Raw genomic sequence first — 500 nt, 5'->3', positions numbered from 1 at the left:
CATTAAGAAGTATCTCCCAGAACAACCCTTCCCTTATAGTGAAGATGAGATTACGACGGTCTCAAGCGCATTTTTAGCGGCAGAAGTTTTAAGAGAGAAATTGACGCGTAGACTCAATCAAGAACTCCCTTATACCATCGCCGTTGAAATTGAAGAGTTTAAAATTGAAGGCAACCTCTACCGCATCTTAGCGGCTATCTCTGTAGAGAGAGAGAGCCAAAAAGGGATTGTTATCGGTAAAGGGGGCGCAACCTTAAAAGAGGCGAGCACACAGGCGAGAATCGATTTAGAGCGTCTCTTTGATGCTAAAGTCTTTCTACGCGCCTTTGTGAAGGTGAGAGAAGGATGGTCTGATGACGAAAAGGCACTCAATGCCCTCGGCTATAAAGATCTCTAAAGAGAGCAACTCTCCTCAAGCAGATAAAGATCTTCCTTTGGAAGATCTTTTCCGTTCATAGCTTCTACCCCAAAAACTACCTCTATGAATCGATTTCAATATC

1 protein-coding gene is annotated in these 500 nt (G+C 43.4%); it reads left to right on the top strand.

What is annotated here, in order from left to right; translation table 11 throughout:
* Window positions 1-397, top strand: a 397-nt coding sequence (locus FK530_RS27775; RefSeq protein WP_166443343.1) for a KH domain-containing protein, incomplete at its 5' end; no start/stop codon positions are given.
* Between the last annotated feature and the right edge of the window lie 103 nt (window positions 398-500).

It is taken from the genome of Tsukamurella conjunctivitidis, from assembly GCF_007858475.1.
Taxonomy (GTDB): domain Bacteria; phylum Actinomycetota; class Actinomycetes; order Mycobacteriales; family Mycobacteriaceae; genus Tsukamurella; species Tsukamurella conjunctivitidis.
This window is presented reverse-complemented; position numbering and strand designations above follow the sequence as displayed.